The sequence below is a fragment of the Pseudomonas sp. NPDC089392 genome, assembly GCF_044749595.1.
Lineage (GTDB): Bacteria > Pseudomonadota > Gammaproteobacteria > Pseudomonadales > Pseudomonadaceae > Aquipseudomonas.
On record NZ_JBIVIF010000005.1, the window covers coordinates 87,137 to 109,385 of the forward strand.

The 22,249-nt window shown below is 65.1% G+C and carries 25 protein-coding genes; 5 read left to right on the forward strand and 20 right to left on the reverse strand.

From position 1 onward, the window contains the following. The 3 genes from rimM to ffh form a co-directional block, all read right to left on the reverse strand. Window positions 1-537, reverse strand: coding sequence for a ribosome maturation factor RimM (gene rimM, locus ACIP1G_RS07315; protein ID WP_400735069.1), 537 nt, complete (start codon window positions 535-537; stop codon window positions 1-3). A 5-nt stretch (window positions 538-542) separates the two neighbouring features. Beyond that, window positions 543-794: a 30S ribosomal protein S16 gene (gene rpsP, locus ACIP1G_RS07320; RefSeq protein WP_008094480.1), complete on the reverse strand. Its 252-nt coding sequence runs from the start codon at window positions 792-794 to the stop codon at window positions 543-545. A gap of 234 nt (window positions 795-1,028) precedes the next feature. After that, entirely contained in the window at window positions 1,029-2,405 is a 1,377-nt protein-coding gene (gene ffh / locus ACIP1G_RS07325; RefSeq protein WP_400735070.1) for a signal recognition particle protein, read from the reverse strand. A 334-nt stretch (window positions 2,406-2,739) separates the two neighbouring features. Between ffh and ACIP1G_RS07330 the strand changes: the two genes are divergently transcribed. From ACIP1G_RS07330 to ACIP1G_RS07340, 3 genes are all read left to right on the forward strand, one after another. Then, on the forward strand, window positions 2,740-3,549 hold the full coding sequence (locus ACIP1G_RS07330; protein WP_400735072.1) for an inner membrane protein YpjD: 810 nt from the start codon (window positions 2,740-2,742) through the stop codon (window positions 3,547-3,549). Window positions 3,550-3,558: 9 nt separating this feature from the next. Beyond that, window positions 3,559-4,764, forward strand: a complete 1,206-nt coding sequence (locus tag ACIP1G_RS07335) for a transporter associated domain-containing protein (protein ID WP_400735074.1) — start codon at window positions 3,559-3,561, stop codon at window positions 4,762-4,764. Window positions 4,765-5,038: 274 nt separating this feature from the next. Next, complete coding sequence (locus ACIP1G_RS07340; RefSeq protein ID WP_400735075.1) at window positions 5,039-6,340, forward strand: MFS transporter; 1,302 nt, start codon at window positions 5,039-5,041, stop codon at window positions 6,338-6,340. 38 nt (window positions 6,341-6,378) lie between these two features. Here the strand turns inward: ACIP1G_RS07340 and purT are convergent, their stop codons facing one another. The 5 genes from purT to ACIP1G_RS07365 form a co-directional block, all read right to left on the reverse strand. Further along, complete coding sequence (gene purT / locus ACIP1G_RS07345) at window positions 6,379-7,560, reverse strand: formate-dependent phosphoribosylglycinamide formyltransferase (protein WP_400735077.1); 1,182 nt, start codon at window positions 7,558-7,560, stop codon at window positions 6,379-6,381. A gap of 76 nt (window positions 7,561-7,636) precedes the next feature. Then, complete coding sequence (locus ACIP1G_RS07350) at window positions 7,637-8,104, reverse strand: VUT family protein (protein WP_010952556.1); 468 nt, start codon at window positions 8,102-8,104, stop codon at window positions 7,637-7,639. Window positions 8,105-8,302: 198 nt separating this feature from the next. After that, window positions 8,303-8,497: a DUF1289 domain-containing protein gene (locus tag ACIP1G_RS07355; protein WP_085624170.1), complete on the reverse strand. Its 195-nt coding sequence runs from the start codon at window positions 8,495-8,497 to the stop codon at window positions 8,303-8,305. Further along, window positions 8,490-9,014: a gamma carbonic anhydrase family protein gene (locus ACIP1G_RS07360; protein WP_016485138.1), complete on the reverse strand. Its 525-nt coding sequence runs from the start codon at window positions 9,012-9,014 to the stop codon at window positions 8,490-8,492. Before ACIP1G_RS07360 ends, ACIP1G_RS07355 begins: the two co-directional genes overlap by 8 nt. Before the next feature lie 44 nt (window positions 9,015-9,058). Beyond that, window positions 9,059-9,658 carry a CoA pyrophosphatase gene (locus ACIP1G_RS07365; RefSeq protein ID WP_019098705.1) on the reverse strand — a complete coding sequence of 200 codons (600 nt, stop codon included), beginning with the start codon at window positions 9,656-9,658 and terminating at the stop codon, window positions 9,059-9,061. A gap of 125 nt (window positions 9,659-9,783) precedes the next feature. On the opposite strand from ACIP1G_RS07365, the gene ACIP1G_RS07370 reads away from it, so the two are divergent. Together ACIP1G_RS07370 and ACIP1G_RS07375 are read left to right on the forward strand one after the other, a co-directional pair. After that, entirely contained in the window at window positions 9,784-10,335 is a 552-nt protein-coding gene (locus ACIP1G_RS07370; RefSeq protein WP_400735079.1) for an NUDIX hydrolase, read from the forward strand. Between the two features lie 21 nt (window positions 10,336-10,356). After that, window positions 10,357-10,911 carry a murein L,D-transpeptidase family protein gene (locus ACIP1G_RS07375; RefSeq protein ID WP_400735081.1) on the forward strand — a complete coding sequence of 185 codons (555 nt, stop codon included), beginning with the start codon at window positions 10,357-10,359 and terminating at the stop codon, window positions 10,909-10,911. Between the two features lie 317 nt (window positions 10,912-11,228). On the opposite strand, the gene gspN is transcribed toward ACIP1G_RS07375, so the two are convergent. The 12 genes from gspN to ACIP1G_RS07435 form a co-directional block, all read right to left on the reverse strand. Then, window positions 11,229-11,888 carry a type II secretion system protein N gene (gene gspN / locus ACIP1G_RS07380; RefSeq protein ID WP_400735083.1) on the reverse strand — a complete coding sequence of 220 codons (660 nt, stop codon included), beginning with the start codon at window positions 11,886-11,888 and terminating at the stop codon, window positions 11,229-11,231. Then, window positions 11,885-12,271: a type II secretion system protein GspM gene (gene gspM, locus ACIP1G_RS07385; protein WP_400735085.1), complete on the reverse strand. Its 387-nt coding sequence runs from the start codon at window positions 12,269-12,271 to the stop codon at window positions 11,885-11,887. The genes gspN and gspM overlap by 4 nt, the downstream gene beginning before the upstream one ends. Beyond that, the gene (locus ACIP1G_RS07390; protein ID WP_400735087.1) at window positions 12,268-13,344 is read right to left on the reverse strand and encodes a GspL/Epsl periplasmic domain-containing protein; all 1,077 of its coding nucleotides are present in this window, start codon (window positions 13,342-13,344) and stop codon (window positions 12,268-12,270) included. Before ACIP1G_RS07390 ends, gspM begins: the two co-directional genes overlap by 4 nt. After that, window positions 13,341-13,931, reverse strand: coding sequence for a type II secretion system protein (locus tag ACIP1G_RS07395; protein ID WP_400735089.1), 591 nt, complete (start codon window positions 13,929-13,931; stop codon window positions 13,341-13,343). Before ACIP1G_RS07395 ends, ACIP1G_RS07390 begins: the two co-directional genes overlap by 4 nt. Window positions 13,932-14,083: 152 nt before the next feature. After that, a complete protein-coding gene (locus ACIP1G_RS07400; RefSeq protein WP_400735090.1) occupies window positions 14,084-14,452 on the reverse strand; it encodes a type II secretion system protein GspI in 369 nt (122 codons plus the stop codon). Then, window positions 14,449-14,880: a type II secretion system minor pseudopilin GspH gene (gene gspH / locus ACIP1G_RS07405; RefSeq protein ID WP_400735092.1), complete on the reverse strand. Its 432-nt coding sequence runs from the start codon at window positions 14,878-14,880 to the stop codon at window positions 14,449-14,451. Before gspH ends, ACIP1G_RS07400 begins: the two co-directional genes overlap by 4 nt. Window positions 14,881-14,883: 3 nt before the next feature. After that, complete coding sequence (gene gspG / locus ACIP1G_RS07410; RefSeq protein ID WP_400735094.1) at window positions 14,884-15,318, reverse strand: type II secretion system major pseudopilin GspG; 435 nt, start codon at window positions 15,316-15,318, stop codon at window positions 14,884-14,886. 17 nt (window positions 15,319-15,335) lie between these two features. Continuing rightward, window positions 15,336-16,538: a type II secretion system inner membrane protein GspF gene (gene gspF / locus ACIP1G_RS07415; RefSeq protein ID WP_400735096.1), complete on the reverse strand. Its 1,203-nt coding sequence runs from the start codon at window positions 16,536-16,538 to the stop codon at window positions 15,336-15,338. A 3-nt stretch (window positions 16,539-16,541) separates the two neighbouring features. Continuing rightward, window positions 16,542-17,990: a GspE/PulE family protein gene (locus ACIP1G_RS07420; protein WP_400735287.1), complete on the reverse strand. Its 1,449-nt coding sequence runs from the start codon at window positions 17,988-17,990 to the stop codon at window positions 16,542-16,544. Then, window positions 17,990-19,972 carry a type II secretion system secretin GspD gene (gene gspD, locus ACIP1G_RS07425; protein WP_400735098.1) on the reverse strand — a complete coding sequence of 661 codons (1,983 nt, stop codon included), beginning with the start codon at window positions 19,970-19,972 and terminating at the stop codon, window positions 17,990-17,992. The genes ACIP1G_RS07420 and gspD overlap by 1 nt, the downstream gene beginning before the upstream one ends. Before the next feature lie 3 nt (window positions 19,973-19,975). Continuing rightward, entirely contained in the window at window positions 19,976-20,401 is a 426-nt protein-coding gene (locus ACIP1G_RS07430) for a pilus assembly protein PilZ (RefSeq protein ID WP_400735100.1), read from the reverse strand. Beyond that, window positions 20,398-22,038, reverse strand: a complete 1,641-nt coding sequence (locus ACIP1G_RS07435; RefSeq protein WP_400735102.1) for a lipoprotein UxpA — start codon at window positions 22,036-22,038, stop codon at window positions 20,398-20,400. Before ACIP1G_RS07435 ends, ACIP1G_RS07430 begins: the two co-directional genes overlap by 4 nt. Window positions 22,039-22,249: the final 211 nt, after the last annotated feature.

Here is a 22,249-nt window from a genome sequence, read left to right on the forward strand (position 1 = left end):
TTAGAAGTCCGCGTCCCATTCAACCCGCATCACGCCTGCTTCCAGGTCGATGTTGAGCACGCATTGCGCCGTATAGGGCAACAGACGCTCGCGATCATCCAGGCTGCCTGCGCAGGGTTTGACCACCATTACATCGTTCGCACCGGTCTCCAACAGGTGATCGACCTTGCCGAACAGGTGTTCGTCCTGGTTGATGACCTTCAGGCCTTGCAACTGGTACCAGTAGTACTCGTCCGCAGCCAGGTTGGGCAAAAGGCTCCGCGCAATGCAGATTTCGTAACCGCTCAGAAGACGGGCTTCATCACGATCATCGAGGCCTTTCAGTTTCACGACCAGGCCCTTTTGGGAGCCACGACCGCTGACCAGCTCTACCTGCTTTACCTTGCCTTCGTGCCGAAGCGTCCAGCGCGGATAATCCAACAGGTTTTCAATCGGATCGGTAAAGGAATACACCTTCACCTCGCCGCGAACGCCGTGAACCGAAAAAATCTTGCCAACGACGATGAGGTCGTCAGCCTTTTCTGGCGTCGCGTTCATACTATTTAGGCAGCGGCCTTGGCAGCGTCCTTCAGCAGCTGAGCAACGCGCTCAGACGGCTGTGCACCCTGGCTCAGCCAGTAGGTGACGCGCTCTTGGTTGACCGACAGCTTGACTTCGGCGCCCGATGCGATCGGGTTGAAGAAGCCTACGCGCTCAACGAAACGGCCGTCACGGGCGTTACGCGAGTTGGTCACGGTCAGGTGGTAGAATGGGCGCTTTTTCGAGCCGCCACGGGCAAGACGAATGGTTACCATGTGAACATTGTTCCTATAGTCGGTGCTGCAAATCTGAATGCCAAATAGGCACACGGGTGCCCAAAAGGCCGCATATTCTCGGGGAATACACGGACATTTGCAAATGACTTTTTCGGCAAGGCCTTGCCTTACCGTTCAGATTTGCCGGTTAAGCCGCTAAATCCGCGGCCGTTGTCCCGCCGTAGCGGGGTTCTGGGCGCCTCCCTCGCAAGAGGCAGGCGCCCGAATCAGGTGTTACAGCTTCGGCATGCCGCCGCCTGGCAGCATCCCGCCCAGGCCGCGCATCATCTTGGCCATGCCGCCTTTGGCAGAGAACTTCTTCATCATCTTCTGCATCTGCTTGTGCTGCTTGATCAGCCGGCCGATGTCCTGCACCTGGGTACCGGAGCCCAGAGCGATACGGCGCTTGCGCGAACCGCTGATCAGGTCAGGGTCACGGCGTTCGGCCGGGGTCATCGAGTTGATGATCGCTTCCATCTGCTTGAACTGCTTCTCGGCCGCGCCCTGGGCATTGCCCATTTGCGACAGGTTGACCCCGCCGATGCTCGGCAGCTTGTCCATCAGGCCGCCGAGGCCGCCCATGTTCTTCATCTGCTGCAGCTGGTCGCGGAAGTCTTCGAGGTCGAAGCCTTTGCCCTTCTTCAGCTTCTTGGCCAGTTTGTCGGCCTTGGCCTTGTCGATGTTCTGCTCGGCCTGCTCGATCAGGCTGAGCACGTCACCCATGCCGAGGATGCGCGAGGCGACACGGTCAGGGTGGAACGGCTCGAGGGCTTCGGTCTTCTCGCCCATACCGATGAACTTGATCGGCTTGCCAGTGATGGCACGCACCGACAGTGCGGCACCGCCACGGGCGTCACCGTCGACCTTGGTCAGTACCACACCGGTCAGCGGCAGCGCCTCGCCAAACGCCTTGGCCGTGTTGGCGGCGTCCTGGCCGGTCATGGCGTCGACCACGAACAGCGTCTCGATCGGCTTGACTGCGGCGTGCAGCGCCTTGATCTCGTGCATCATGTCGGCGTCGATGTGCAGACGGCCGGCGGTGTCGACGATGACCACGTCGATGAACTTCAGCTTGGCTTCGCGGATCGCCGCTTCGGCGATGGCCACCGGCTTCTGGCTGATGTCGGACGGGAAGAAGGTCACGCCGATGTCGTTGGCCAGGGTTTCCAGCTGCTTGATCGCCGCCGGGCGGTAGACGTCGGCAGACACCACCATCACGCTCTTTTTCTTGCGCTCTTTAAGGAAGCGCGCCAGCTTGCCGGCGGTGGTGGTCTTACCGGCACCCTGCAAGCCGGCCATCAGCACCACGGCCGGCGGGGCGGCGTTCAGCGCGAGGTCTTCGTTGGCCGCGCCCATCAGGCTTTCCAGCTCGGCCTGGACGATCTTCACGAACGCCTGGCCCGGGGTCAGGCTGCGCGACACTTCGGTGCCGACCGCACGTTCCTTGACGCTGTTGACGAAATCCTTGACCACCGGCAGGGCAACGTCGGCCTCAAGCAGGGCCATGCGCACTTCGCGCAGCGTTTCCTTGATGTTGTCTTCGGTCAGCTTGGCCTTGCCGGTAACATGGCGCAGCGTCTGTGACAGGCGGTCGGTCAGGTTTTCGAACATGGTGATCCTTTCAGGCCCAGTAAAAGCCGAGGTTTGTCAGGCGCCCGCGGGAAAATGCACACCCGCCGGGCACAGCAAGGCGGCGATTATAGCGAAGTGCGGCGGCGGCGCACACCTTGGGAGATATTCGGTGCCTGTACAGCCCTCTTCGCGGGTGAACCCGCTCCCACAGGATCTCCACGCACCTGTAGCAGCGGGTTTACCCGCGAATGCCCCAACGCGGTCCTGTAGGAGCGGGTTTACCCGCGAATGCCCCAACGCGGTCTGTCAGTCTTCCTAGAGCGGCGGGATCTATGCCAAACTCCGTCTCTTTAAGGCTCGCCAACCAGGACTTATGGTCTCCTCACCCAGCCTCATCCCCAACCTGATCGCAGCCGGCCTATATATAGCCGCGGCCATCTACCAGGGCTCATACCTGGCCCAGAACCGCAAGGCCGACAAGCGCCTGCTCACCTTGCTGGGTGCCGTCGCGGTGCTGGCCCAGGCCGGCGCGCTGTTCTTCCAGCTGATTACCCCGCTGGGCCTGAGCCTGGACTTCTTCAGCGCCGCCAGCCTGATTGCCGTGGCGGTCATTGCCCTGACTCTGCTGGCCTGCCTGCGCATACCGGTAGAAAACCTGCTGGTGCTGCTGTTCCCGCTGGGGGCGGTGACTGCACTGCTGGCCCAGTTCGCACCACCCGGCACTGTGCCGCTGATCAACGAAGAACCGGGCATCCTCGCGCATATCCTGCTGTCGATCCTCGCCTACGGGCTGTTCACCATCGCGGTGTTCCAGTCGCTGCTGTTGCTGCTGCAGGACCGCCAGCTGAAAAACAAGCACCCGTCCGGACTGATCCGCAACTTCCCGCCGCTGCAAACCATGGAAAGCCTGCTGTTCGGCTTCCTCTGGGCCGGCTGGTGCCTGCTGTCGCTGTCGCTGATCTCCGGTTGGCTGTTCCTCGAAAACCTGTTCGCCCAGCACCTGGTGCACAAGACCTTGCTGGCCTGTGTTGCCTGGGTGGTGTTCAGCGTGCTGCTGTGGGGCCGCACCCGCCTGGGCTGGCGAGGCCACAAGGCCATCCGCTGGACGCTGGCCGGTTTCTGCCTGCTGATGCTGGCCTATTTCGGCAGCAAGCTGGTTCGCGAATTCATTCTGCATATCTGACGGCCGCCCATGGACACCCTGCCGTACGCACCGCTATTAGTCACTTTGGCACTGGCGCTGCTCTGGGCAGCGTTGTTCACCGCCGTGGATGCTGCCCGCCTGCAACTCAATGGCTCGCTGCGCACCAATGAGGACGGGCAGCCAGCGCTGCCCGCCCAGGCACTGGTGCTATGCGCCAGCCTCGGCAAGCTGCTGGTGCTCGGCCTGGCATGCCTGATCGGGCAGCGCTACAGCGGTGAGCACGGCTTCTGGCTGGCCGGCCTGGGTGCCGCATTGGCCTTGCTGGTGTTTGCCGAATTCCTGCCGCGGCGCCTGGCCCGGCGTAATCCACAAGCATTGGCCAGCCTCGGCGTGAGCCTGCTGAAGGCACCCCTGACACTCCTGCAACCCTTTGCCTGCCTGCTCGACGGCTGCGCCAAGCTGATCTTGCGCCCCTTCCGCGCGCAGCCTGCAGCGGTAGCCCTGCACCCGCAGGAAGATGACGACCTTGACGAAGATGAAGAGCACGAAGCGCCCCGCCACGGCCTCCTTGAGGGCCTGCAGTCGCTGGACAAGATCACCGTCAACGACATCCTGGTGCCGCGTAACGAAGTGGACGGCATCAACCTCGATGAGCCGCTTGAGCGCATCATCGAGCAGCTGATCGTCAGCCGCCACACGCGCCTGCCGGTCTACCACAGCGACATCAACCAGGTCGAAGCGATCCTCAACACCAAGCTGATCAGCCACCTGCTGCCCAAGGCCGAACTGACCCTGGAGACCTTGCACGGCGCCTGCTACGAACCCTATTTCGTACCGGAGAGCACGCCCCTGCAAATGCAGCTGCTGAACTTCCACAAGCAGCAGCGCCGGCTGGGCGTGGTGGTGGACGAGTACGGCGAAGTGCTGGGCATCGTCACCCTGGAAGACATCCTTGAAGAGATCGTGGGCGAGTTCGAGGACGAGCAGAGCCTGGACAACCCGCACGTGCACCCGCAGACCGATGGCAGTTTCGTCATCGACGGCACCGCCTCGCTGCGCGAAATCAACCGTACCCTGGGCTGGCACCTGCCCTGCGACGGCGGGCCGAAAACCCTTAACGGGCTGGTTACGGAAGCGCTGGAAAGCATCCCGGAAAGCGCGGTTTGCCTGAAGATCGGCCGCTATCGCCTGGAAATCCTCGAAACAGAGGACAATTGTGCCAGCAAGGTACTGGTGTGGACCGTGACCCGATAGCTATACTCGGGTCACGCTTACCCAGCCCCGCCGTCACGCCTGCTACCCGCACCCGGCGCCCCACGGCCAGTCCGCTCCACTGACACGCCCTGCGGTCCTGCTTCAACACCCCGAACAGTGCCCGCGCCCGCCCCTATCCCCCTTGGGCTATCGTCAGTCGGGCGCACACAACAACAAAACGCTCCGGCGTCCGCGCAACCGTGCCTGCCTTTGCATTGCACGCCGTCGCGGGCCAAGCCCATGGAGCCGGACCAGACTGTTAGGGACCTACTTAATGACAACCAGCAGCACCTATGCCGAAGCGCCTGCCGCGCCGGTCAACTCGCCCGCGCGGGTAGCCACTGCCAGCTTCATCGGCACCGCCATCGAGTTCTACGATTTCTACGTCTACGCCACCGCCGCTGCCCTGGTGATCGGCCCGGTGTTCTTCCCGTCCGGGTCGGGCACAGCGCAGATGCTGGCGGCCTTCCTTACTTTTGGTATCGCCTTCCTTGCCCGCCCGCTGGGCTCGGCGCTGTTCGGCCACTTTGGTGACCGTATCGGCCGCAAGTCGACCCTGGTCGCCTCGCTGTTGCTGATGGGCGTGTCCACCACCGCCATCGGCGTGCTACCGGGATACGACAGCATTGGCGTGTGGGCACCGATCATTCTCTGCCTGCTGCGCTTTGGCCAAGGCCTGGGCCTGGGCGGCGAATGGGGTGGTGCGGCGCTGTTGGCCACCGAAAACGCCCCCGAAGGCAAGCGCGCCTGGTTCGGCATGTTCCCGCAGCTGGGCCCTTCGATCGGCTTCCTGGCAGCCAACGGCCTGTTCCTGACCCTGGCCCTTACGCTCAGCGACGAGCAGTTCCGCGAGTGGGGCTGGCGCATTCCGTTCCTGCTCAGTGCCGCGCTGGTACTGGTGGGCCTGTATGTACGCTTGAAGCTTGAAGAAAGCCCGGTGTTCGCCAAGGCGGTTGCTCGCCAGGAGCGGGTGAAAATGCCGGTGGTGGACCTGTTCGCCAAACACTGGCGCCCTACCCTGCTGGGCGCTGCGGCGATGGTGGTATGCTACGCGCTGTTCTATATCTCGACGGTATTCTCGCTGAGCTACGGCGTGACCACGCTGGGCTACAGCCGCGAGACGTTCCTTGGCCTGCTGTGCTTCGCGGTGGTGTTCATGGCCTTGGCCACGCCGCTGTCGGCCTGGCTCAGCGACCGCTATGGGCGCAAGCCGGTGCTGATCGTTGGTGGCCTGCTGGCGGTAGCCTCGGGTTTTACCATGGAGCCGCTGCTGACCTCGGGTTCGACCACCGGCGTGGCGCTGTTCCTGGCCATCGAGCTGTTCCTGATGGGCGTGACCTTTGCGCCGATGGGGGCTTTGCTCCCTGAGCTGTTCCCGACACACGTGCGTTATACCGGGGCTTCGGCGGCGTATAACCTGGGCGGCATCGTCGGGGCCTCGGCGGCACCGTTCTTTGCCCAGAAGCTGGTGAGCATGGGTGGGTTGAGCTGGGTGGGGGGTTATGTGTCGGCGGCGGCGGTGATCAGCCTGATTGCAGTGCTGTGCCTGAAAGAGACCCGCAATACACAATTGTAAGTAATTGGGGCCGCTTTGCGGCCCCCTGCAATCTCGGATCAGAACTCGACCTTGACCGCCTGCGATGCACGGGTCGCCTTGGCGCGCGCCGCTTCGACCGACTCATCTCGCGCCAGACAAACACCCATGCGGCGGGTACCGTTGATTTCCGGCTTGCCGAACAGGCGGATGGCGGTATCCGGCTCGCTCAGCGCTGCACCGAGGTTGGCGAAGCTGGTCTGCTGCGACTGCCCTTCCGGCAAGATTACCGCCGAAGCCGAAGGGCCAAACTGACGCACTACCGGAATCGGCAAGCCGAGAATGGCGCGGGCATGCAGGGCGAACTGCGACAGGTCCTGGGAAATCAGGGTGACCAGGCCAGTGTCATGCGGGCGCGGCGAGACTTCACTGAACCACACCTGGTCGCCCTTGACGAACAGCTCCACGCCAAACAAACCGCGACCGCCCAGGGCATCGGTGACCGCCTTGGCCACGCGCTGCGACTCGGCCAGCGCTTTCGGGCTCATGGCCTGCGGCTGCCAGGATTCCTGGTAGTCGCCTTTCTCCTGGCGGTGGCCGACCGGTTCAAGGAAGGTGGTGCCGCCAACATGGCGCACGGTCAGCAGGGTGATTTCGTATTCGAAGTCGATAAAGCCCTCGACAATCACCCGGCCCTTGCCGGCGCGGCCGCCTTCCTGGGCGTAGTCCCACGCCTTCTGCAGGTCGGCATCGCTGCGCAGCAGGCTCTGGCCTTTGCCCGACGAGCTCATGACAGGCTTGACCACGCACGGGTAGCCAACATCGGCCACGCCCTTGGCGAAGTCTTCGTAAGTGTCGGCAAAGTGGTAAGGCGAGGTTGGCAGGTCCAGCTCTTCGGCGGCCAGGCGGCGGATGCCTTCGCGGTTCATGGTCAGCTGGGTGGCGCGGGCAGTCGGCACCACGTTGAAGCCTTCGTTTTCCAGCTCGACCAGGGTGGCGGTGGCGATGGCTTCGATTTCCGGAACGATGTAGTGCGGCTTCTCGGCCTCGATCACGGCACGCAGGGCAACGCCATCAAGCATGTTGACCACGTGGCTGCGGTGCGCCACCTGCATGGCCGGGGCATTGGCGTAACGGTCGACGGCGATCACTTCGACGCCCAGGCGCTGCAGCTCGATCACCACTTCCTTGCCCAGCTCGCCACAGCCGCACAGCAGTACACGGGTCGCGGTGGGCGACAAGGGGGTTCCGATACGGGTCATTTCAGGTCCTCGAAGGCATCCGGGGCCGCGCCAGGCTTGGCGCGGCCCGCTGAAAAAGGACCGCTATTCTACACCATCAACCGGCCACGGCGGCCCGCCGGGCGCGAAATGCCATGGCCAGCCACACGGCGGTGACACCTGCGAATTTCGAAGCCATGGCAGTGCCGATCACGGCAGGGGTCAGCGCGCCGATCATGCCGAAGAAGATGAAGGTATCTACCGGGATGCTCAGCGCCGAACTCAGCCACAGGCGGTCGCGCAGCGGCCGGCGGGTGATGCTGAATACAAGCCAGTCGATCAGCTCGGAGATGAAGAATGCAGTAGCGCTGGCCAGGGCGATGGCCGGCTCGGAGGTGACATAGGACAGCACCAGCGCCACCAGCATGGCGACCAGGGCGCCGTGGCCGAAACGGGTTTGCACCATGTCGCGCAGGATGAACACCAACCCGCCCCAGGCGGACCAGATGATGTCCAGGTGCGGGGCACTGGAGAAGGCGTAGTTGATCAGCACTACGCTGCTGATGTAGGCAATCAGATAGAACATGGCGGGTAGTCTGTGGGCAAGCCATACAGATTACCGTCGGCTTGTTCGGCAGGCAACGGCACTCCCTGTAGGAGCGGCCTTGTGTCGCGATGGGCTGCGCAGCGGCCCCCTGCAATTTGTGCATCTGCGCTGAAATTTTGGGGGCTGCTGCGCAGCCCATCGCGACGCAAGGCCGCTCCTACAGGGTTCCGCGTCGGCCTACAGGATGAGGCCGGCTTCTAGTGCCCGCTCATGGCAAAGCTTGAGCACCGCCCGGCGCTCGTCATTGTCCATCCGCCCCCAGCGGCCAATCTCGGCCACGGTACGCTGGCAACCTGTGCAGATATCCTGCTCGTCCAGTGCACAAATGCTCACGCACGGTGAGGCCACCGGCCGTTCTACCACATCACTCATCGTCAACCACCAACTCCTGCGCATAACGCTGGGCATTGTGCACGTAATGCGCAGCGCTGGCTTCAAGCATGCGCTTCTGCTGCTCGGTCAGCTCGCGCACCACCTTGCCTGGCGAGCCCATCACCAGCGAACCGTCGGGGATTTCCTTGCCCTCGGCGATGAGCGCGTTGGCGCCAATGATGCAGTGCTTGCCGATGCGCGCGCCGTTAAGGATCACCGCATTAATGCCGACCAGGCTGTAGTCGCCCACCGTGCAGCCATGCAGCATCGCGTTGTGGCCAACCGTCACGCCCTTGCCCAAGGTCAGCGGCGAGCCCATGTCGGTGTGCATCACCGTGCCATCCTGCACGTTGCTGCCTTCGCCGATGTCGATCAGCTCGTTATCGCCGCGCAGCACCGCGCCAAACCACACGCTGGCATTGGCCTGCAGGCGCACGTTGCCAATCAGCGTGGCGTTGGGTGCAGCCCAACTGGTGGGGTGGCTTTCGACCCGCAGGTCGCCCAGGCGGTATTTCATGCTTGCTCCTCAGGCTGCGATGCAGACGGCAGGGTTGGCCCCACTCAGTTTTCGATGTAACGCTCAGGGGGCTGGTGCAGGCTGATGCCGGCATCGAACAGCAGGTTGACCAGTTCGACGATCATGATCGCCGACAACCCCCAGATCTTGTATTCGCCATAGCGATAGCTGGGCACATACCAGCTGCGCCCCTGATAATCGATACGGTGGGTATGGTCACGCGGGTCCTGGCGGAAAAATTCCAACGGCACGGTGAATACTGCCGCGATCTCGGCATCGTTGGCGCGGTATTCGACGAAGTCGGGGATAACCCCGACGAATGGCGTCACTTTCAGGCCATGCAGCGAAATCAGCGGGCTGAGCGGGCCTATCACTTCCACCAGACCAGGCGGCAGGCCGATTTCTTCCTCGGCCTCACGCAGGGCGGTGAACACCAGGTCCGGGTCTTCCGGGTCGCGGCGGCCACCGGGAAAGGCCACTTCACCACCGTGGGTAGACAGGCCTTTGGCGCGCAGGGTCAAGACCAGTTCGGGCGCTTCGCTGCGAGTAATGGGCAAGAGGACCGCCGCTTCGGGGAACCGTCGGTCGGTTTCCAGTGACGCGGGTTGGTGGTTGCTCATTCGGCGAAGTAGCTCGTCCAGCATTGCGCACGCTCGTATCCAAGGCCTGTCTTGCATGATGCACCAAAGCCGCGAAGCACCCAAGCCCTGCACGCTTGCGGCAGCCCCCGTGGTCGCGCCAAGATAGCCCTGAACAGAAGGGACTACACATGAAATTCTGCAGCGCGTGCGGCCAGCCGGTCACTCAGCGGATCCCCGAGGGCGACAGCCGCCTGCGGTATGTCTGCGAGTCTTGCCAGACCATTCACTACCAGAACCCCAACATCGTTGCCGGGGTGCTGCCGACCTGGGGCAGCCAAGTGCTGCTGTGCCGGCGCGCCATCGAGCCACGCCGGGGCTTCTGGACCCTGCCCGCCGGTTTTATGGAGAACGGCGAAACCCTCGACCAGGCCGCCCGTCGCGAAACCGTCGAGGAAGCCTGTGCCCAGGTCGGGCCGATGAGCCTGTACCAGCTGTTCGATCTGCCGCACATCAACCAGGTGCATGTGTTCTTCCGCGCCGAACTGGCGGACCTTGCCTTTGATGTCGGTGTCGAAAGCCTGGAGGTGCGATTGTTCGAGGAACATGAGATACCGTGGGGCGAGCTGGCTTTCCGCACGGTCACGCGCACACTAGAATGCTACTATCGCGACCGCATCGGGCAGCGCTACCCCATAGGCCATGAATACCTGCCGCCGATGAACGTTTCGCCCAACACCTAAAGCCTTCAGGGATACCGTTACATGCGCTGGTTGCTTGCCCTTTTCTGCCTTTGCGTTACCTCGGTGTCCCAGGCGGCCTTCACCGAGACAATCGTCCGCAAGCCCCTGTCGCCCGCGCAAACGCCTACGCAATCGCAGCAGGCCATGCAACCGTTGATCGACAAAGTGCTGGTGATCAAGTCCGAACGCCGCCTGCAACTGATCAGCCGCGGCGAGCCGCTGAAAACCTACCGCATCTCGCTGGGCAAGCAGCCCAAGGGCGCCAAGGAGCGCGAGGGCGACAAGAAGACCCCTGAGGGGTTGTACTGGCTGGACTGGCGCAAGCAGAGCGACCGCTTCAACCTGGCCATGCATATCAACTACCCGAACATCAGCGATGCGGCACGTGCCACGCGTGAAGGGGTGAGTGCTGGCAGCATGATCATGATTCACGGCACGCCGCTCAACGATGACTACCCGGAGTGGTACTTCCATACCCTGGACTGGACGGATGGGTGCATTGCCATGCGTAACCGCGATATGCAGGAAGTGTGGGATCTGGTGCGGGACGGGACGTTGATCGAGATTCGGCCTTGAGGTTTGTCGGGGCATTTGCGGCGCCTGCGAGATCGAGCGCCGCCCGCGCGGCGCTTCGCGGGACAAGCCCGCTCCCACATTTGTTTCGGGCCAATTATTCATGAGGCAGAGGCGCGCGCCCCTTTGGCGTTCACCTCGATATCGTGTGGGACAAACAAGGCGTTCGCGCGCGCTGGTCCAGGCAATACTGGCCCGAAACAAATGTGGGAGCGGGCTTGTCCCGCGAAGCGCCGCGCGGGCGGCGCTCGATTTGTGCCCCCACTCAGGACTCAAGGCAAGCACCTGCCAGCCTTCATACAATCCCCATCCATTTTCCCTCACCAGCGCAGCTCCCGCTGCCCCGCCAAAGCCTGCGGCCCAAGCCACTGTGCCCCGCGCAGCAAAGGCGTCAACTCCGCCTCACGCTGCAACTCGAACACCACCAGCGCCCGCCTTGCGAGCAAATCGGCATCCACGGCCAGTTGATGCTGCCCCTGCTGTGCCAACTGCCCGCGCAGGCGCCAGCCGCTTTGGCAGTCCATTTCCAGCCAGCCCTGCCCCAGGCCCAGCGACCAAGGCTCGCTCAGGGCAAGGTCGGTTACCGTTATGCGGCCTTCGCTGGCACGGCATTGCCGCCCTGCCCCCTGAATCCGCAATACCCCCTGCCACTGACCTGCCAGCCGGTAATCCAAGGCTACAGTCGCCTGGGCACCCACCGCTGCGGCCTCGATCCGCCAGCGCCATGGCCAGCCTCCAGCACGCAACTGCCAAGCCTGCCCCTGAAAGCCCAGCTGCGCATTCGCCTGCAAGCGCCAAGGCTGTAGCGTCCAGCGCAAAGGCCCGACCGGGCCCAACTGTTGTGCCTGGCCTTGCCAGAGGCTGCCGCTGACATCACGCACTGGCAGGCCGAACGCCCGCGCCAGCCAATTGGCCGGAAGCTCAATCAACAGCGCCAGCACGAATACCAGCACAACCCACGCCATCCCCTTACGGCTCATGGCTGCACCACCAGATCAAATCGCAAACCCTTGCCATCCATCTCCAGCCCCCATTGCATTGGCTGCGCGCCTTCTGCACGCAAGCTCTGCAGCCAGCCTTGCAGCACGCGCGCATCGGCCACTTGCCCACGCAGTTGCCAGCCACTGCCCTGCGCATCGATCTCGGCCAGTTCGATCTGCCGGGCCTGGGCCGACTGGCGTAGCCGCTCCAGGTTCATACCCGGGCCGCCTTGCAGGCTGACGACCTGTTCTGCCAGCCCGCGCCACTGGCTTAGCTCGCGCCATTGCGCAGTACCGGCACGCAGGGCCAGGAAGGCCAGCAACAGGGCAATCAGTGCCCAGGCGCATTTCAACCTGTGACGCTGTAACCATTCCCGGCTCATGAGGCTGCCCCGAGATCGAAGATCACTTGGCCACCCTGAATCTGCACCGTGGCGCCAGCGGCAGCCGCCATGTCCTGCCATGGCGGCGTACTGCCCTCGCCTTCCAGGCGCAAATGCCAACGTTGACCATCGAAACGCACCGCCCGCAGCTGCCAGCCAGGATTGTCACGCAGCCAAGCCTGCAAGCGGGTTTGCAGGTCCTCCAGCTGACGCGTGCGCAGTTGCTGTTGCAGTTCGTTTTCGCGCAGGCGCTTGAGAGCCTGTGCGGCATGGCGGGGGCTGGCTTGCTCGCCGGTCACGGCGATGACCTGGCTGCGCCAGAGTTGCGCCTGGCGCCATTGCTGGCTCAACCACAGGCCGCCCCATACGGCAGCCAGTACCAGGCAAGCCGCAAGCAGGCGCTGATGCTGGCGGGACACCACCGGTAACGGCCGCACTCTGCGGGCGCGCTCAAACAGGCCGGGCAGTGCGTCGAGCAGCGCAAACGTACTTGGCCAATCGCCGCGCAGTGACACGCTTTGCAACGCCGCCCACGGCTGCTTCGGCATGTCACCCAGTGCATCTGGCCAAGCCAGCCAATGTTCAGCCCCGTCTTCGGCCAACCCTTTGTGCAAAGACATGCCGGGGGGGCGCTGCCAGTGCCAGGCACTGCCTGCCTCGGGCACCGGCAGCAACTGCAGCTCCGCCCAGCAGCGTTCTACCTGCACGCCCCATACGGCACATTGTTCACGCCACGCGTCCAGCTGCTTACGGGCCACCACCAGCAGGCGAAGTTGCCCAGGCTCACGGGCCAGGCAGGCGCAAGCCACTTCGTCGGTGGCTTGCAACAAGCGGTCTTCAAGCAGCAACGGCCACTCCTCGCGCTTGAGCCCAGGGGGCGCCGGCACGCGGAAATGGCTGCAGGCTTCGGCAGGCAGAACCAGCGCAGCACGGGCCTGCAGGTTGGCCGGTGGCTCGCCCTGCCCTTCACGTTGCACGCTACCGCCCTCGACCAGCGCCCAGTGCCAGACCGGGCCCGGACGCAGCAACAGCCATGGCTGGGCCGGTGCATGCCGCCGCCATTCAAACTTCATGAGCGCCCCCACGGGAGGGCGAAGGTGCAGACATAAGGTGCTCCGTCACGCTGCAATTCCAGGCGCACGCCACGGCCGGGGTGCGCTGGTTGGTCGGAAGGCCAGGCCAGCCAGCGGCCGCCCTGGTGATAAAGGACATTCAGGACGCTGACCCGGTCGAGCTGTTCGCGCTGCACCCAGCGTGGGGCTGCGGCGGCGTACAGGTCGGCGGAGCTTTCCAGCAGCAAGCGCTGCTCACGGGCCTCGAAGCGCAGGCGCTGGCGTTGCAGGCGCGAGCCGCCTTCGGCTTCTGGCAAGCCGGTGCTGGCCACCCACAGCAGCTGGTTGCTGGCGGGTTGCCAGTCCAGCCAGCGGCTGGCCAACGGCAAGCGCTGGTCGTATACACGGCGCAGTACCGGGCTGTCGAAGCGGCGCTCCAGGGCCAGGCAGAAGTCCAGTACCGAGGTTTGCTGGGTGGTGGTTTGCAGGCGTTCGCGGACCTTGAGCCAGCCGTTGACCAGAGCGGCGAGCATGATGCCGAGAATGGCGGTCAGGGCCAGGGCGACCATCAGTTCGATCAGGGTCAGGCCGGCCTGGCGGTGCTTCATGGTTTGAGCTCCAGGCTGACTGCTGTACGCCATCCCTGTGGGAGCGGGTTTACCCGCGAACACCGGCAAAGCCGGTGCCACCCACCGCGGGGTCTTCTTCGCGGGTGAACCCGCTCCCACATAGGCCGCGTAGGCTTCACCGTTTTTGTGAATCATGGGCGCTCCAGGAACACGGTGTACTGGCCGAGCGGCAAACGCTGGTCGCGGTCGGCGAACAGTTGCAATTCACCACGGCGCAGGTCGCGTACGCCGGTGCGGCGCAGTTGCAGTTGCCAATGGCACCGCTGGCCACCCTGGCTCAGTTCGCCGCCCACCTGGTTTTCCGCAGGCCAGTACTGCTCGACGGCGAAGCGGGTTTGCAGTTCACGCGCGCACAGCAGGCCAAGGCGATGCTGTTGCAGGTTGTCCTGCACGGCCAGGCGCTGGCGCAAAACCTGGCTGGTAATCACGGCCAGCACTGCAGCAATTGCCAGCGCCACGGTGACTTCCAGCAGCGTGAAGCCACGCTGATGCCGCCTCATGGCGCCACCTGCAAACGGCCATCGCGGCTCCAGGCCCATTGCTGGCTGCCATCGGCCCAGCGCCAGCGCACGCTGCCCGGTTGCGCCCAGCCATGCGGGGTGAACAGCAGGCGCGGTTGCGGGCTGGCCGCCCACTCCGGGCGCAACCCCTTGGGCCAGTCACCGAGCGCAACCGCTTCGACCACCCAGGCATTGCCCTCACGCCGGACAAACTCCGGGCGCTGGCCATTCCAGCGCAGCCCGCGCAATTGCCCGGCATGCCGGGCCAGCGCAGCCTGGCCGCGGGTCTCGGCCGCCAGCCGCTGCAGGGCCTGGTCGACACCGGCCTGGCCGTTGCCGAGCCCGGCCACCGCCAGCCCGGTCATCAGCCCGGCGATGGCCAGCACCACCAGCAGCTCGATCAGGCTGAAGCCCCGCTGACCGTGCACCGCTTACAATGCCCAGTTGCCCAGATCGGCATCCTGGCCTTCGCCGCCTGGCAGGCCGTCGGCGCCCAGCGAGTACACATCGACCCGGCCATGTTCGCCGGGCATGCGGTACTGGTACGGGGTGCCCCACGGGTCTTCCGGCAGGCGGCGCACGTAGCCGTCACTGCGCCAGGCGCGTGGCAGCGGTTCCTGGGTCGGCTTTTTCACCAGCGCGGCCAGGCCCTGTTCGCTGCTGGGGAAGCGCAGGTTATCCAGGCGGTACATGTCCAGCGCCTGCTCCAGGGTGGCCAGGTCAGCCATCACCTTCTGCTTCATGGCCTTGTCCTGGTTGCCCAGCACACTGGGCGCGACCACGGCGATCAGCAGGCCAATGATGAAGATCACCACCATGATTTCCATGAGGGTGAACCCGCGCTGGCGGTTACGTCGATGCTGCATGGCAATACTCCTTGTCGTCACAGTTGCAGGCCCTGGTTGAGTTGCATGATCGGCAGCAGCACCGCCAGCACGATGAACAGCACCACGGCGCCCATCACCAGGATCATCAGGGGTTCGAACAGCGCCATGGCGGTATCGACCTGGCGGGCAAAGCCGCGCTCCTGGTCGTCGGCCACGCGCTCAAGCATGTCGGCCAGGGTGCCGCTGGCCTCGCCGCTGCCGACCATGTTCACCAGCAGCGGCGGGAATTGCTGGCTGGCATCCAGCGCGCGGTGCAGGCTGGTGCCGCCCTGCACTTGCTGGCGTACCTGCTCCATGGCCAGGCGGATGCGCCGGTTGCCGACGGTTTCGGTGGCCACTTGCAAGGCTTCGAGCAAGGCCACGCCACTGCCGCTGAGAATCGCCAGGCTGCGGGCCAGGCGCGCGCTTTCCAGCACCTGCAGCAGGCTGCCGATGCGTGGCAGGCGCAGTAGCAGCTGGTCGCGGCGCAGGCACCAGTGCGGCTTGCGCAGCAACCAGCCGCCCAGCACACCGAGCAGCAGCGCCAGCCCCAATAACCAGGGCCCGGCGTGCACCAGCCCCTGGCTCAGGCCGATCAGCAACGAGGTGATCAGCGGTAGGCTCTGCCCGGCGTGGGCGAATTGTTCGGTGAGCTTGGGCACGACAAAGGTCATCAGGCCGATGACCACGGCCAGCGACACGCCCATCAATACGGCGGGATAGATCAGTGCAGTACGGGCCTTGTGCTGCTGGCGTTGCACCTGCTCCAGGTGATCGGCCAAGCGGGTCAGCACCTGGGCCAGGCGCCCGGAACGCTCGCCGGCCTCGACCAGCGCGCAGTACAAGCCAGTGAACGGTGCGCCCTGCCGGGCCAGGCTGCGGGCCAGGCCCAGGCCTTCGGCCAGCGAGCCACGCAGTGCCACCAGCACACTGTGCAGGGCTGGCTGACGCAGTTGCCGTTCAAGGGTGGCCAGGGCATCGACCAAGGGGATGCCGGCACCGGTCAAGGTGGCCAGCTGGCGGGTCAGTTCGCACAGCTGGACGCGGCTCAGGCGCTGGCGCCGGGGCTGGCGGGTGCCGGCTTCATGGCGCTGCAACTGGCGGGCGAACAGGCCCTGCTCGCGCAACAGCTGGCGCGCATGGCGTTCGCTGTCGGCCTGCAAGCTGGCCTTGTGCGCTTTGCCGGCGAGGTCGACGGCCTGGTAGCGATAGGTCGGCATGCCTTAGCCCTGCACCACGCGCAGCACTTCGGCCAGGCTGGTCTCGCCTCGGGCCAGGCAATCGCTGGCCATCACCACCAGACTCTGTCGGCGTTCGGCCAGGTAGTCCTGCATCGCCAGTTCGCTGGCGCCGTCGTACAGCAGGCCGATCAGCCCGGCATCCAGCTCGATGAATTCGTACAGGCCCAGGCGCCCGACATAACCGCTGCCCTGGCACTGCTCGCAGCCAACCGCGTGGTAACTGCTGCCCAAAGCCGCCAACTCAGGCCACAAGTCACGCTCCGCGGGTTGCAACGGATGCGCCACCGCACAGCTGCACAAGCGGCGAACCAGGCGCTGGGCCAACACCCCGCGCAAGCAGGAAGCGATCAGGAACGGCTCGATGCCCATGTCGCGCAAGCGGGTCACTGCGCCTACCGCACTGTTGGTGTGCAAGGTGGACAGCACCAGGTGGCCGGTGAGGCTGGCCTGCACGGCGATCTGCGCGGTTTCCTGGTCGCGGATTTCGCCGAGCATGATCACGTCCGGGTCCTGGCGCAGGATGGCGCGCAGGCCGCTGGCGAAGGTCAGCCCGGCGCGCGGGTTGATGGCGGTCTGGCCGATGCCGGCAATGGCGTATTCCACGGGGTCCTCGACGGTGAGGATGTTGCGGCTACCGTCGTTGAGGCTGTTGAGGCTGGCGTACAGCGTGGTGGTCTTGCCCGAGCCAGTCGGGCCGGTGGACAGGACGATGCCGTTGGGCCGCGCCAGGCAACTGCGCAAGCCCTGCAACACCGCTGCCGGCATGCCCAGGTTAGCCAGCGCCAGCAGGCTGGCCTGCTTGTCGAGCACGCGCATGACCACGCGTTCGCCATGGATGCCGGGCAAGGTCGAGACCCGCACATCCACCTCGCGGCCTGCCGCACGCAGGGTAATACGACCGTCCTGCGGCTGGCGTTTTTCGGCAATATCCAGGCGCGCCATGACCTTGATCCGCGAGACCAGCATGGCCGACAGCGCCCGCGGCGGGCGCAACACTTCGCGCAGATGGCCATCGACCCGCAGGCGCACCACCAGGCTCTGCTCGAAGGTTTCGATATGAATGTCCGAAGCACGCAGGCGCAGTGCCTGGCCGAACAGGCCGTTGATCAGGCGGATTACCGGGGCTTCGTCGTCACTTTCCAGCAGGTCTTCGATGCGCGGCATCTCGCTCATCAGGCTGTCCAGGTCGACCTGGTCGCCAATGCCTTCGATCAGCGCTTCGGTGGCGGCATCGCCAGCCTGGTACAGCTGGCCCAGGCGCTCGTCGAACACGGCAGGTTCCAGGTACTCAAGTACGCTGGGCTGGCCGTGCACGCGCAGCAACTCCTGCAACTGGGCATTGTCGGCATCGGCCCGCAGCCACAGCTGCCAGCCCTGTTCCGCCGGGGCCATGGCCACCCCGCTCTGGCGTGCCTGGCGATAAGGCAGCATCACCAGTTACCGCCTTCCAGGCGTGCACGGCTGGAGGGGAATACCTTGAGCAACTGCGAGCTACCCTCGGCAAGGTCCGGCAGTTGCAGTGGCGTGGTCTGCTGCAGGGTGCGGTACTTGTCCTCGCTGAGCCCGGCCAGGCTCGGCCCGTCACGCAGAATACGCGGGCGGATGAACACCATCAGGTTCTGCTTGGTGTTCTTGCTGGCATCGGAGCGGAACAGGCGGCCCAGGTAAGGGATGTCGCCGAGCAGCGGCACGCGCTGGTCGCTGGTGCTCAGCTCGTCGCTGATCAAGCCGCCGAGAATGACCAGGCCGTTGTCCTCGACCATGACCTTGGTCTTGATCTCGCGCTTGTTGGTGATCACGTCGCTGGCGGCGCGGGAGTCGGCAATCGACGACACCTCCTGGACGATGTCCAGGCGCACGCTGTTGTCGATGTTGATCTGCGGCTTGATGCGCAGCTTCACCCCGACTTCCTTGCGCTCGATGGTCTGGTACGGGTTGGCGTTGTTCTGCGTGACCGAGCCGGTGACAAAGGGCACTTCCTGGCCGACCAGGATCGACGCTTCGGCGTTGTCCAGGGTCAGCAAGGTGGGCGTGGACAGCAGGTTGAAGCCGCTCTTGCCCTTCAGCGCATTGACCAGCATGGCGAAATTGAAACCGCCGCCGAAATGGCCGATGCCTGCCGTGGCGCCAGCGGTGGTAGACAACAGGTCACCCAGCGCTTCGTTGTCGCCGCTGGCAGCAGCCCCGGCGATATTGGCGATGTTCACCCCGTTGCTGCCGAAATTGACGATGCCGGCACCGAACTTCTCGTCGGCGAACAGCCATTGCACGCCCAGCTCCTGGGCACTGCTGTCGGACACCTCGGCGATGATCGCCTCGACCACCACCTGGGCACGGCGGATGTCCAGTTGCTCGACGATGGCGCGGTAGGCGGCCAGCTCGCTGTCGGGGCCGACCATGACCACGGCGTTGGTGCCTTCTTCGTACTCCAGCCGGATGCCCGAGTCACTGGCGACCGGCAGTGGCTGGTCCTTGCCCTGCCCTTCAGCACCGCCGTTGGCCACGCCTTCGCTGGGCACGGCACCTTCCTGGCTGAGGCCGCGCAGCACCTTGACCACTTCGCCGGCATTGGCATGGCGCAGGTAGATGACTTGGGTATTGCTGCTGTGCTGTTTGTCGCTGGGGCGGTCGAGCTGGCTGAGCAAGGCGCGCACGCGCTCGCGGCTGTCGGCGCTGCCGCGCACCAGCACGGCATTGCTGCGTGGGTCGGCAACCACCTGGGCGCTGTCGGCGCCCTGTTCGCGGGCCAGCAGGCGGGTCAGCAACTGCGCAGTGTCGGCGGCGCTGGCGTGGCGCAGCGGCATCACCTGCAAAGGCTCTTCGCTGACCTGATCGAGCTGGCGCAACAGGCTGTCGATACGATCGAGGTTGCTGCGCCAGTCGGTGACCACCAGCAGGTTGGCGGCCGGGTACGGGGTGATGACCCCGACCCGCGGGTCAATCAGCGGCTTGAGGATGCCGAGCATCTGCTCGCTGGCGGCATTGCGCACATTGAACACGCGGGTGGCCACGCCGTCGCTGGCGTCGCCCTGCTTGCCGGCTGGTTCCACCGGTACCGGCTCCAGGCGTGCAGCCTGGTCGGGGACGATCTTCACGTTGCCGTTGGGCAGGTCGACGGCGGCATAGCCCTGGGCGCGCAGCTGGGCCAGGAAGATGTCGTAGATGGCGTCGGCGTCGTGCAGGTCGACGGTGCGCACGGTGACCTTGCCCTTGACCCGCGGGTCGACGATGAAGGTGGTGCCCGTGATGCGCGACACGCTGTCGATGAACTCGCCCAGTTCGGTGTCGACGAAATTCACCTCGTACATGGGCGTGCCGTTGTCATCGAACACCGGCTCCTCGGCACTCGCCATGGGTAGGCTAAGCGACAGGGCCAGGCTTAGCGCAGCCGCCACGCAATATCTAACAGGCATCGTTCATCCTTGCCGCTTGAGGCCGGTCACGGCGGGGCGTGGCGGCCAGGGCAGGCGTTCACGCCGCCCCTGGTTGTTGAAAATCAGGCCATCGCTGTCGATGTCCTGCAGCACGATCCCCGGCGCCAGGCGCTGGCCGCGGGCCAGGGTGCGCACCTGCTCGCCATAGCGCAGCACCACCACGCTGGCGGTCAGCGGCTGGGCCTTGAGGCCGCCGAGGTATTGCAGCGGCAGGCGGGTGATGGCGATCGCGCCTTCGTCGACCGGCGCTTGCCAGTGGCCGACCATCAGCCCCGGCAGCGGCTTGTCGGCCGCCGCCGGCGCCAGCGCCGGTTGCGGCTGGCGGCCCAGCTGCAGCACGCATTGGGCTGCCAGCCAGCCGGCCAGGCTTAGCCCGACACCCGTGAGCAGGCGCGAGGCGAACGTCACGAGGCCAACTGCCGAGGGTGCCAGCCTGGGTGCCCCTGCACGTAACGCACGTCGGGCAGTTGCAGCGACGCCAGCTGCCAGCCGGCGCCCTGGCGGGCGAGCCAGGCTTCGACCCGCTGCCACAGGGGCTCGCCGGCCTGGCTTTCGAACTGCAGGCCAAAGGTGCGGCACAGGCCCTGCACCGGCTCCAGGCCGGTGATGCGCTTGCCTTGCGGGCTGTAGCTGACACCCCAGGCCTGGTCCTGCCAGCGCGGCAGGTCCTGGCTGTTGTCCAGCAACAGCGGGTCGCCGAACAGTTGCTCTGCGGCGTTCTCCAGCACTTGCTCCACCTGCCGGGCCGGCGCTTCGACCACCGGCGCCGGGTAACCACCGGTGAGGCTGATCAGGTGTTCACGGGTGATGGTCGCCCCCGCAGGCAGCGGGTAGTCATAGCGCAGGCCCGGCAGCAGTACGGGCATGCTGCTGTCGTCGGCCAAGGCCTGATGCAGCAGGCGGTCCCAGCTGCCGCCACGCGTGTCGCGACGCCACAATGCCTGGGGTGCACGGGCCAGCGGCTGGTCGAGCCAGGCCGCATGGCCAGCGCGCTGCTGGCGCAGCTCTGCCTGCAATGGCCCGACACGCAGCTGTGCGGCAGGTGCCAGCTGCTGTTCAAAGGCGGGGAAAAAACGCCCGTCGAACTGCCACAGCCCAGCCACGCGCTGGCAACGCAGGCGGAAGGCACCGCTGCCGCGGCAACCGGCGAACAACACCGGCACGTGGCGGCCGCTGGCCTGGCTTACCTCGACGGGGGCTGGCCACAGGTCCTGGCCACGGGCGCACAGCAGCACGTCGACCTGGGGCAGCCGCTCGGCAAGCCACAAGCCTGGGCCGGTACCGACATCGGCCAGGGCCACCACCAGGTCGGCCTCGCGCCGAGCCTTGTCGAACACCGGTTGCAGCGATTGGTACCACTGTTTAAGGGAGGCTTTCTGGTCTTGGGCGTAGGGGTCCGTTACGCCGACCACGGCAATGCGTGCGCCGCCGCGCTCGAAGATGTGCAAGGGCTCCAGGCCCAGCGCCTGGCGTTGTTCGTCCGCCAGCCCGGCGCCCAGGGTAATAGAGCTGGCCTGGCGATAAAGCGCCTGGCTGCGCTGCGGCCACAGCACGCGCTCGTCGCTGCTGACCCGCGCTTCGCTGCCCAGTAGCTGGCTACCTTGCACGCCGCTTTCGCCCTGGGTCAGGTAGGCCAGGCCACTGCCGTTCCAGCCCTGGCCGTTTTCCAGGGTCAGGCTGTTGCCCGCCCCGGCCTCGCCGCGCAATTGCTCCAGCAACGCCGCCAGCACCGCATAGCCACCCAGCTGGGCTGATGCAGCCTGGCCGGCATCGAGCAGTGGCGCCAGTTGCGGGTAGGCGGCACTGGCGCTGCTGCCAGTCATCCACGGCGCGCGCCCCAGGTGGCTGACCGGCCCCAGGCGCGTCGCTGGCACCACGGCCAGGCCAGGTTGGCGGGCGTCGAGGGTATCAGCCACGTAGAGCAGGTCGAGGCTGGCGTTGCCGCCCCGCTGCCCCGGGAAGGCGGAGCACGCGCCGAGCAGCGGTGCCAGGGCCCCGACACCCATCCAGCCGATCACTTCGCGCCTGTGCACACTGCTTGCCATCGAACCCGCCATCCTTATCCATGCTCTTTCAGGGCCCCGGATGTTGCGGCGTTGGCATTACAGTTTGATGGCAGAAATCCGACAGCAATTCCAAATTGATCTGTAGAGCACAACTCTAAGAACCGGCAGTTTTAAAAGCTCGTTAACATTTCTGCCAATGAATCATCACACTTGCGCCTTAAAGTCGCGGTTTCCTCTAACTCAGCCAACA

Coding starts and splice junctions, on each gene's coding strand:
- ACIP1G_RS07340 (WP_400735075.1), top strand. CDS start 5,039: ATGACAACCAGCAGCACCTATGCCGAAGCGCCTGCCGCGCCGGTCAAC.
- gspN (WP_400735083.1), bottom strand. CDS start 11,888: ATGAGCCGTAAGGGGATGGCGTGGGTTGTGCTGGTATTCGTGCTGGCG.
- ACIP1G_RS07350 (WP_010952556.1), bottom strand. CDS start 8,104: ATGTTCTATCTGATTGCCTACATCAGCAGCGTAGTGCTGATCAACTAC.
- ACIP1G_RS07375 (WP_400735081.1), top strand. CDS start 10,357: ATGCGCTGGTTGCTTGCCCTTTTCTGCCTTTGCGTTACCTCGGTGTCC.
- ACIP1G_RS07360 (WP_016485138.1), bottom strand. CDS start 9,014: ATGAAATACCGCCTGGGCGACCTGCGGGTCGAAAGCCACCCCACCAGT.
- ACIP1G_RS07435 (WP_400735102.1), bottom strand. CDS start 22,038: ATGGCAAGCAGTGTGCACAGGCGCGAAGTGATCGGCTGGATGGGTGTC.
- ACIP1G_RS07420 (WP_400735287.1), bottom strand. CDS start 17,990: ATGCTGCCTTATCGCCAGGCACGCCAGAGCGGGGTGGCCATGGCCCCG.
- ACIP1G_RS07390 (WP_400735087.1), bottom strand. CDS start 13,344: ATGAAGTTTGAATGGCGGCGGCATGCACCGGCCCAGCCATGGCTGTTG.
- gspM (WP_400735085.1), bottom strand. CDS start 12,271: ATGAGCCGGGAATGGTTACAGCGTCACAGGTTGAAATGCGCCTGGGCA.
- ACIP1G_RS07330 (WP_400735072.1), top strand. CDS start 2,740: ATGGTCTCCTCACCCAGCCTCATCCCCAACCTGATCGCAGCCGGCCTA.
- rpsP (WP_008094480.1), bottom strand. CDS start 794: ATGGTAACCATTCGTCTTGCCCGTGGCGGCTCGAAAAAGCGCCCATTC.
- gspG (WP_400735094.1), bottom strand. CDS start 15,318: ATGCAGCATCGACGTAACCGCCAGCGCGGGTTCACCCTCATGGAAATC.
- ffh (WP_400735070.1), bottom strand. CDS start 2,405: ATGTTCGAAAACCTGACCGACCGCCTGTCACAGACGCTGCGCCATGTT.
- purT (WP_400735077.1), bottom strand. CDS start 7,560: ATGACCCGTATCGGAACCCCCTTGTCGCCCACCGCGACCCGTGTACTG.
- ACIP1G_RS07335 (WP_400735074.1), top strand. CDS start 3,559: ATGGACACCCTGCCGTACGCACCGCTATTAGTCACTTTGGCACTGGCG.
- rimM (WP_400735069.1), bottom strand. CDS start 537: ATGAACGCGACGCCAGAAAAGGCTGACGACCTCATCGTCGTTGGCAAG.
- ACIP1G_RS07400 (WP_400735090.1), bottom strand. CDS start 14,452: ATGAGGCGGCATCAGCGTGGCTTCACGCTGCTGGAAGTCACCGTGGCG.
- ACIP1G_RS07395 (WP_400735089.1), bottom strand. CDS start 13,931: ATGAAGCACCGCCAGGCCGGCCTGACCCTGATCGAACTGATGGTCGCC.
- ACIP1G_RS07355 (WP_085624170.1), bottom strand. CDS start 8,497: ATGAGTGATGTGGTAGAACGGCCGGTGGCCTCACCGTGCGTGAGCATT.
- gspD (WP_400735098.1), bottom strand. CDS start 19,972: ATGCCTGTTAGATATTGCGTGGCGGCTGCGCTAAGCCTGGCCCTGTCG.
- ACIP1G_RS07370 (WP_400735079.1), top strand. CDS start 9,784: ATGAAATTCTGCAGCGCGTGCGGCCAGCCGGTCACTCAGCGGATCCCC.
- gspF (WP_400735096.1), bottom strand. CDS start 16,538: ATGCCGACCTATCGCTACCAGGCCGTCGACCTCGCCGGCAAAGCGCAC.
- ACIP1G_RS07365 (WP_019098705.1), bottom strand. CDS start 9,658: ATGCTGGACGAGCTACTTCGCCGAATGAGCAACCACCAACCCGCGTCA.